We start from the raw sequence: 7,937 nt of genomic DNA on the forward strand, positions 1-7,937 counted from the left end.
TGGCAAGCGCCGTCGCCTAGGGGTTTGCGCGGGCCGGTCGGATCAGGCCGGATCGGGTGCGGGATCGACCAGCCGGTTCTCGCGCAGCGGCGAGCGGCCAGGCATGTAGGGCGGCTCCACATCGGGCGCGGGCTGGCTCTTGTCCAGGCCCGACGCCGAGGCCTTGGACGACCCGGCCGGGCAGGCGCCGGTGCTGCGCAGCGTGAGCGCCGCGGACAGCCGCGCCTCGCTCTGGTCCCCGAGCTGGTGGGTGAAGTCGTCGGCCACGGTGCAACCGGCGGTGGGCGCGAAGCCATCGCCGTAGTCGCCGCTGCCCTGCTGGTTCACGCCCTTGAACTGGATCGCGAAGTAGGTGGTGCCGCAGTTGTCCTGCGGGTAGAAGCCGTAGGGCTTGCCGCAGGTGGTGCCGCCGACGAGGTTGACGGTGACCCCCACGCCGCGCAGGCTGTTGATGACCGATTCGCTGGCCGAGCAGGTGTCGGGGCCGGTGAGCACCGTGACGCGCGAGAGGCCCAGCGTGGGCAGGGCCTGGCCGCTGCGGCTGGTGCCGGTGAAGGGCGTCAGGGTCTGCGCCGCCGTCAGGTGGAACGGGTTCTTGTCGTTGAAGGTGAGTTGCTCGAAGGTCTTGCCCGCGGTCACCGCCGGCGACGAGATCATGTAGGCCAGCCGGCTGGCGATGAGCAGCTGGCCGCCGCCGTTGTAGCGCATATCGAGCACGAGATCCTGGATGCCCGCGCCCTGCTTGAAGGTGTTCACCGCGGCAATGAGCTGCGCCTCGGAGGTCGTAATGTGGTCGTTGAACAGCAGGTAGCCCACGCGGCCGCTGCCGGTGTCGATGACCTGGACGTTCTGCACCGGCGTGCTGGTGACCTTCGCGGCCGTCAACTGCACGGGAGACTGCGCGACGCCGTTCACTTCGAAGGTGAAGGTGTGCGATTCGCCGACGGCCTTGGGCGAGAGGGCGGCGTTGATCGCATTGACGTTGGCGGTGCCGGTGCTGCTGACGACGTTGATACCGTCGATGGTGAGGATCTTCGCGCCGCGCTGCAGGCTCGCATTGGTAGCGGGCGAGTTCGGCTCGACGAAGGCGATGCGGATGTCGCGCGGCGGCGAGCTGCGTATCGCCGCCGTCTCCATGCCGTAGCCGGCCGACACGCCGCCCTGCGACAGCTGTCGGTACACCTCGGTGTCGTAGGTGAAGTGGAAGCGGTCCTTGGCGCGGCCCGAAGCCGTGGTGAGCGGCGTCTTGAGCACGTTGAACCAGGCGACAGGGGTGGTGTAGTCGGCGGCCCTGAGCGTGGTCGGCACCTCGGTGTACCAGAGGTAGGTTTCGTCGATCCAGCCGCGCACCCAGCTCTTCTCGTTGTCGAGCGAGCCGGCGCGGTCGGGATAGGCAGCACCCGTGTCGGGGTTGACGCCCGCGCGCGGCGCCGCGCACAGGCCGGCAACCGTGGCCGAGGCGACGATGCCGCCATCGCCGCCACCGCCACCGCTGGCGGGCGGTGTCGTGGTCACGGGCAGCAGGCCGATCGGCAGGACTGCGCCACCGCCTCCGCCGCCGCCACCTCCGCAACCCGCCAGCAGGCAGGCCCCCGCGAGCGCGGCGCCCGCAACCGATGCACCCAGGCGCGGCAGCAGCCGCGCGTCGACCTTGCGAAAGTCCATACCTTCCTCCTCGTGGCACTAACGCGCGGATGTTTCGCGCGCCCGGTTTTCTTCTGTTCCCGCTATTGCACGAAACCCATGCCGCGCGATTCGCGCACTTCGGGCTTGATACGGTGCTCAGCTTCGAGCTGGTCAAGGAATTCGGTCGCGGAGAACTCCGCCGCCAGTATGTCGGTCTGTCGTTTCACCGCCGCGAAATCGCCCGGACACAGCTGTGTCAGCGGAGCCAGCCGCGAACGCATGGCAGCTGTCATGAGCGCGGCGTCGCCCGCAAGCGCCTCGGTCACGAACATGCGCTCGCGCTGCGCGGCGGTGAGCGGCATGAACTTGATCTTGAAGGTGAAGCGCCGCAGCGCGGCCTGGTCGAGCCGGTCGAGCAGGTTGGTGGTGCAGATGAATACGCCGTTGAAGCGCTCCATGCCCTGCAGCATCTCGTTGACCTCGGTGACCTCGTAGGTGCGCTGCGCGCCGCGCCGGTCCTGCAGGAAGCTGTCGGCCTCGTCGAGCAGCAGCACGGCCTTTTCGTTCTCGGCCTCGCGGAACATGGCGGCCATGTTCTGCTCGGTTTCGCCGACGTACTTGCTCATGAGGTCGCTGGCCTGCTTGACGATGAGCGGGCGGCCCACGGCCTTGGCGATGTGCTCGGCCAGCGCGGTCTTGCCGGTGCCGGGCGCGCCGTAGAAGCACAGCGTGCCGTGGCCGCGCGCCTTCAGTGCCTCGACGATGCGCGGGATCTCGAAGCGGGTCTCGACATGGAGCATGTCGAGGTCGTAGGTGGTCACGCTGCGGCGCTCGCCGCGTCCGGCATCGAGCGTGCCCAAGGCGAGGTCGGCGTTGCGCAGCTGGCGTTCGATGAGCGCTTCCACCGAGGCGTCGTCGGTTCGCGCGAGACCCGCAAAGCGCACTGCCGTGCGGATCTGCGCGGGCGTGAGGCCTTTTCGCTCGGCCAGCTTGGCGGTGAAGGCCTCGGACACGACCACGCCTTCGAGCGTCTTCTTCACGAGCTGCTCACGCGCGCCGGGCGGCGGCGACTTCAGCTCCAGGTGGTAGGCGAAGCGGCGGCGGAAGGCCGGGTCGATCTGCTCGATGCGGTTGGTGACCCACAGCGTGGGCACGGGGTTGGCTTCGAGGATCTGGTTGACCCAGGCTTTGCCGCTCACACTGCCGCTGGTGGGCGCCGGGATCTGCTCGGCGCGCGCCATGAACTGCGCGGCCTCGGTGCTGATGGGCGGGAAGACGTCCTCGACCTCGTCGAACAGCAGCGCGGCCTGCGCGCTGCCCTTGAGGAATACCTGGGCGATCTGCAGCGAGCGGTAGCGGTCGCGGCCGCTCAAAGAATTGCCGTCGCGGTCGGCGTACTCGACTTCGAAGAGTTCGAGTCCTGCAGCCTGGGCGACGACCTTTGCGAGTTCGGTCTTGCCGGTGCCGGGCGGCCCGTAGAGCAGCACGTTGACGCCGGGCTCCTTGCGCGCGACCGCGGCGCGCAGCAGCGTGACGAGCATCTGTGCGTCTTCCTGCACGAACGAGAAGTCGTGCGGCGTGAGCGCGCTCTTGGCCGAAGGCCGCGTGAACACGGCCATCAGCTCGTTGTGGTCGCGGTACTCGCGCATGAGCACCGGCGGCAGCTTCTCGCTGACCTTCATGAGGTCGGCGAGGTCGGTGATGTTGTGCTCGGAGATGAGGTTCTCGACCAGCCCGATGCGCTCGAGCCGCGAGCCCGCGCGCAGCGCCTCGCCCACCTCGCTCGCGTTCACGCCCGCAATGTCGGCAATGGCCGCATAGGCCTCGGGGGCGTTGTTGACCTTGAACTCGACCAGCAGCGAGCGCAGGTCGCGCTGGTAGCGCGCGAGCGTGCCGTAGAGCAGCAGCGCGCGCTCGGCCTTGTTGAGCTGCAGCAGGCCCGCGAGCGCATCGATGTTCTTCTCGACCAGCGTCGATTGCTTGCGCAACGCATGCGTGAGCCAATCGCGCGTGACGGCCAGCACCGAGAGCAGGTCCTTCGGCTGGTCTTTCGCGTATTCGTCGAGATAGAAGAAGAGCGTGCCCTCTTCATACGGGCCGCGCCATACGCCGTGGCGCTCCAGCAGCGTGCGGCCGTCGAAGTCCTCGACGCCCTTCCAGGCCTCGTTGCCTGCGCAGCGGCGCCCGAGGAATTCGCGCAGCCGCTGCAGCACAGCCGCCGGCCACACCAGGTGCCGCCCCGTGAGCGAGAGCAGGCCATTGATGTCGCGCCGCACATTGAAACGCGGCCCCTGCTTGGCCGCGAGCGTGAGCACGAAGTGCGAGCACATCAGCTCGAGCACCGGCGCCTCCTTGAGGCCGGGCGACGGCAGTGCCTGCCCGCGTACCGCAGCAGCCACGACATCGACACCCGCACGCTTGACCATCAGGCAACCTCCAACGAGGACAATCTCGGAGCGACCATAACGCAGACTTTTGGCTTCGGGAAGACCGGCGAACGGTAAAAACCCTCATGGGTGCGATTCCAGCCACAATGCGCGCCATGGTCGGAATCGATGAAATCCTGCGCGCCGCGGCGCGTCTCCAAGGTCAGGTGCTCAACACACCCTGCGTCGAGTCGCGCACGCTCTCCGAGATCGTCGGCGCACAGGTGTTCCTGAAATTCGAGAACCTGCAGTTCACATCCTCCTTCAAGGAGCGGGGGGCGTGCAACAAGCTGGTCGATCTCTCGGAGAACGGTATACGCGGAGTGATCGCCATGTCTGCCGGCAACCATGCGCAGGGTGTGGCCTATCACGCGCAGCGGCTGGGGTTGCGCGCATTGATCGTGATGCCGCGCTTCACGCCCGGCGTGAAGATCGAACGCACGCGCGGTTTTGGTGCCGAGGTGGTGCTGCACGGCGACACGCTGGATGCGGCCCGCGCCCACGCACTGGAGTTGGCTCAGCGCGAGGGGCTGACCTTCGTGCATCCCTACGACGACGAGGCGATCATCGCGGGTCAGGGGACGGTGGCGCTCGAAATGCTCGACGTGGTGCCCGACCTCGACACGCTGGTGGTTGCGGTCGGCGGCGGCGGGCTGATCGCCGGCATGGCGGTTGCGGCACGCGAACGCAAGCCGGACATCGAGATCGTCGGGGTGCAGACCACGCGCTTTCCAGCCATGGTCAACGCCGTGAAGGGTACGCACCACGCGCAGGGCAAGAGCACCATTGCCGAGGGCATCGCGGTCGGCACGCCGGGCGTCCTGACGCGGGAGATCATCGCAAGCAAGGTCGACGACCTGCTGCTGGTGGACGAGGGCGACATCGAGCAGGGCGTGCTGATGCTGCTCGAAATCGAGAAAACCCTGGTCGAGGGCGCGGGCGCGGCTGGCCTGGCGGCGCTGATCCGACACCCCGAGCGCTTCAGGGGCAAGCGCGTGGGGCTGGTTCTTTCGGGCGGCAACATCGATCCGCTGCTGCTCGCGGCCATCATAGAACGGGGCATGGTGCGGGCCGGCCGGCTGGCTCGCGTGCGCGTCAGCGCGCGCGACGTTCCGGGCTCGTTGGCCCAGATCACAGCCACTGTGGCCGAAGCGGGCGCTAACGTCGATGAAGTCCATCACCAGCGCGCCTTCACGATGCTGGCGGCGCAGAACGTCGACATCGAGCTTGTGCTGCAGACCCGCGGACGCGCTCACCTCGCCAGCGTGCTTGCCGCGCTGAAGGATGCAGGCTTCGAAGCCGAAGAGCAGCATTGAGCCGCAAGATCAACCCCGGACGGTTCCATTCAGGGGCTCGCAACCCCCTAGACCGGTCCCAGGCTGCCCGTCGGTAAAATGCCGGGAGTTTGTCAATTGCGTATTCGAGGTACTTCCCGATGTCCAACCCAACCCCCATCGAGCCGAGCCAGGGCGCCGCTGTCGAAAAAGACGCCGTCGAGTCGGTCGTTCACCTGATGCCACTGGTGCTGCCGCTGGCCGGCGGCGTGCTGATGCTGCTGCTGGCATCCATCGCGGTCTACATGGCCTGACGCTGACAGGCGTTCGCGCCTTTGTCCGCGGGCGGTGCGGCCCGCGCTGACGCAGTCTCCCAAAGCGAAACGTTTTCTCAAACGGACCTCCGTGCCTGAGCGGCACGGCGCCCCGTTCGGAAAGACGATTTTTCAACTTAGGAGATTTTCCGATGAACGCACCCACGATGAAGGGCCTCACCATTCAGACGCCCTCATACGTCAAGAACGCGAAACTGATTGCCTGGGTGGCCGACATGGCCGCGCTGTGCAAACCCGAAGCCATTCACTGGTGCGACGGGAGCAAGGAAGAATACGACCGCCTTTGCCAGCGACTGGTCGACGCCGGCACCTTCAAGAAGCTCAACCCCGCCAAGCGCCCCAACTCGTTCCTCGCGGTGTCTGACCCGAGCGACGTTGCGCGCGTGGAAGACCGCACTTTCATCTGCTCCCAGGAGAAGGAAAACGCCGGTCCCACCAACAACTGGATGGCCCCGGCCGAGATGCGCGCGACGCTGCAGCCTCTGTTCGACGGCTGCATGAAGGGCCGCACGATGTACGTCGTGCCGTTCAGCATGGGCCCGCTGGGCTCGCCGATTGCCCACATCGGCATCGAACTTTCCGACTCGCCCTATGTGGCCGTCAACATGCGCATCATGACCCGCATGGGCAAGGCCGTGTACGAGGTGCTGGGCGCCGATGGCGAATTCGTGCCCTGCATGCACACCGTGGGCGCGCCGCTCGAGGCCGGCCAGAAGGACGTGTCCTGGCCCTGCAACAAGACCAAGTACATCGTCCACTATCCCGAGACGCGCGAGATCTGGAGTTATGGCTCGGGCTACGGCGGCAACGCGCTGCTGGGCAAGAAGTGCTTCGCCCTGCGCATCGCCTCGAACATGGGCCGCGACGAAGGCTGGCTGGCCGAGCACATGCTCATCCTGGGCGTAACGAATCCCGAAGGCAAGAAGTACCACGTGGCAGCGGCGTTCCCGAGCGCCTGCGGCAAGACGAACTTCTCGATGCTGGTGCCGCCCGCCGGCTTCGAAGGCTGGAAAGTCACGACCATCGGTGACGACATCGCCTGGATCAAGCCACAGGCCGATGGCTCGCTGCGTGCCATCAACCCCGAGGCCGGCTACTTCGGCGTGGCCCCCGGCACCAACATGCTGACGAATCCGAACTGCATGCGCAGCCTGGACGACGGCGTGATCTTCACCAACGTCGCGCTCACGGACGACGGCGATGTGTGGTGGGAAGGCATGGAACAGGATGCACCGGGCAAGGCGCTGCCAGCCCACCTGATCGACTGGCAGGGCAAGGACTGGACGCCGCAGATCGCCAAGGAAACCGGCGCCAAGGCCGCGCACCCGAACGCCCGCTTCACCGTGGCCGCCACCAACAACCCGGCGCTCGACGATGCCTGGGACGATCCGAAGGGCGTGACGATCGATGCCTTCATCTTCGGTGGCCGCCGCTCGACCACCGTGCCGCTCGTCACCGAGGCCCGCAACTGGGTGGAAGGCGTGTACATGGCCGCGACCATGGGCTCGGAGACGACCGCAGCAGCGGCTGGCCAGCAAGGCATCGTGCGCCGCGACCCGTTCGCCATGCTGCCGTTCATGGGCTACAACATGAGCGATTACTTCCAGCACTGGCTCGACCTCGGCAAGAAACTGGAAGCCTCGGGCGCGAAGCTGCCGAAGATCTACACGACCAACTGGTTCCGCAAGGGCGCGGACGGCAAGTTCGTCTGGCCTGGCTATGGCGAGAACATGCGCGTGCTGAAGTGGATGATCGATCGGGTCGAAGGCAGCAAGACCAATGGTGTGGAGCACATCACTGGCGTGAGCCCGCGCTACGAGGATCTGAACTGGACAGGCCTGAATTTCAGCGCCGAACAGTTCGCTACCGTGACCAGCATAGACAAGGCTGCGTGGGAGGCTGAATTGAAGCTGCACGCCGAGTTGTTCAAGCAGCTCGAGCACCATCTGCCGAAGGAATTGCCGGAAACCAAGGCTGCGATCGAGCAGCGCCTGGCAGCCTGATCAATCACTGATTGCTCCAACTAAAAAGCCCGGTGGATTGTCCATCGGGCTTTTTTATTGGCTGTTCGGTTTGGTTGTTGGGTTGTTAGCGGTGTCGCCATTTCCGTTGCACTTCCACCTCCACTTCCGAATTCCCAAAGCAAAAAACCCCAGTCATTGCTGACTGGGGTTTTCGGGGCTGTAAGAGCCTGACGATGACCTACTTTCACACGGGAACCCGCACTATCATCGGCGCTGAGTCGTTTCACTGTCCTGTTCGGGATGGGAAGGAGT

Annotated in this window: 5 protein-coding genes and 1 rRNA gene; 3 read left to right on the forward strand and 3 right to left on the reverse strand. The window is 66.1% G+C overall.

Features of this window, described 5'->3' with window-relative positions:
• Nucleotides 1–42 precede the first annotated feature (42 nt).
• Both ASD05_RS04720 and ASD05_RS04725 read right to left on the reverse strand, forming a co-directional pair.
• Complete coding sequence (locus ASD05_RS04720; protein WP_056588386.1) at nt 43–1,665, reverse strand: S41 family peptidase; 1,623 nt, start codon at nt 1,663–1,665, stop codon at nt 43–45.
• 62 nt (nt 1,666–1,727) lie between these two features.
• Nucleotides 1,728–4,052 (reverse strand): ATP-binding protein, encoded by a 2,325-nt coding sequence (locus ASD05_RS04725; RefSeq protein ID WP_056515799.1) that lies wholly within the window; start codon nt 4,050–4,052, stop codon nt 1,728–1,730.
• Nucleotides 4,053–4,168: 116 nt separating this feature from the next.
• Between ASD05_RS04725 and ASD05_RS04730 the strand changes: the two genes are divergently transcribed.
• The 3 genes from ASD05_RS04730 (at nt 4,169) to ASD05_RS04735 (ending at nt 7,664) form a co-directional block, all read left to right on the forward strand.
• Complete coding sequence (locus ASD05_RS04730) at nt 4,169–5,368, forward strand: threonine ammonia-lyase (protein WP_200955385.1); 1,200 nt, start codon at nt 4,169–4,171, stop codon at nt 5,366–5,368.
• Nucleotides 5,369–5,487: 119 nt separating this feature from the next.
• Nucleotides 5,488–5,640 carry a hypothetical protein gene (locus tag ASD05_RS30395; protein WP_007831971.1) on the forward strand — a complete coding sequence of 51 codons (153 nt, stop codon included), beginning with the start codon at nt 5,488–5,490 and terminating at the stop codon, nt 5,638–5,640.
• Nucleotides 5,641–5,792: 152 nt separating this feature from the next.
• Nucleotides 5,793–7,664, forward strand: a complete 1,872-nt coding sequence (locus tag ASD05_RS04735) for a phosphoenolpyruvate carboxykinase (GTP) (RefSeq protein ID WP_056588392.1) — start codon at nt 5,793–5,795, stop codon at nt 7,662–7,664.
• Between the two features lie 186 nt (nt 7,665–7,850).
• Here ASD05_RS04735 and rrf read toward each other — a convergent pair.
• Nucleotides 7,851–7,937, reverse strand: a 5S ribosomal RNA gene (gene rrf, locus ASD05_RS04740); the annotation flags it as partial.

This window comes from Variovorax sp. Root434 (assembly GCF_001426595.1).
In the GTDB taxonomy this organism is placed as follows: domain Bacteria; phylum Pseudomonadota; class Gammaproteobacteria; order Burkholderiales; family Burkholderiaceae_C; genus Variovorax.

What these genes read in the sequence shown, in the direction of transcription:
- ASD05_RS04725 (WP_056515799.1), bottom strand. Translation starts at nt 4,052, where the DNA reads ATGGTCAAGCGTGCGGGTGTCGATGTCGTGGCTGCTGCGGTACGCGGG.
- ASD05_RS04730 (WP_200955385.1), top strand. Translation starts at nt 4,169, where the DNA reads ATGGTCGGAATCGATGAAATCCTGCGCGCCGCGGCGCGTCTCCAAGGT.
- ASD05_RS04735 (WP_056588392.1), top strand. Translation starts at nt 5,793, where the DNA reads ATGAACGCACCCACGATGAAGGGCCTCACCATTCAGACGCCCTCATAC.
- ASD05_RS04720 (WP_056588386.1), bottom strand. Translation starts at nt 1,665, where the DNA reads ATGGACTTTCGCAAGGTCGACGCGCGGCTGCTGCCGCGCCTGGGTGCA.
- ASD05_RS30395 (WP_007831971.1), top strand. Translation starts at nt 5,488, where the DNA reads ATGTCCAACCCAACCCCCATCGAGCCGAGCCAGGGCGCCGCTGTCGAA.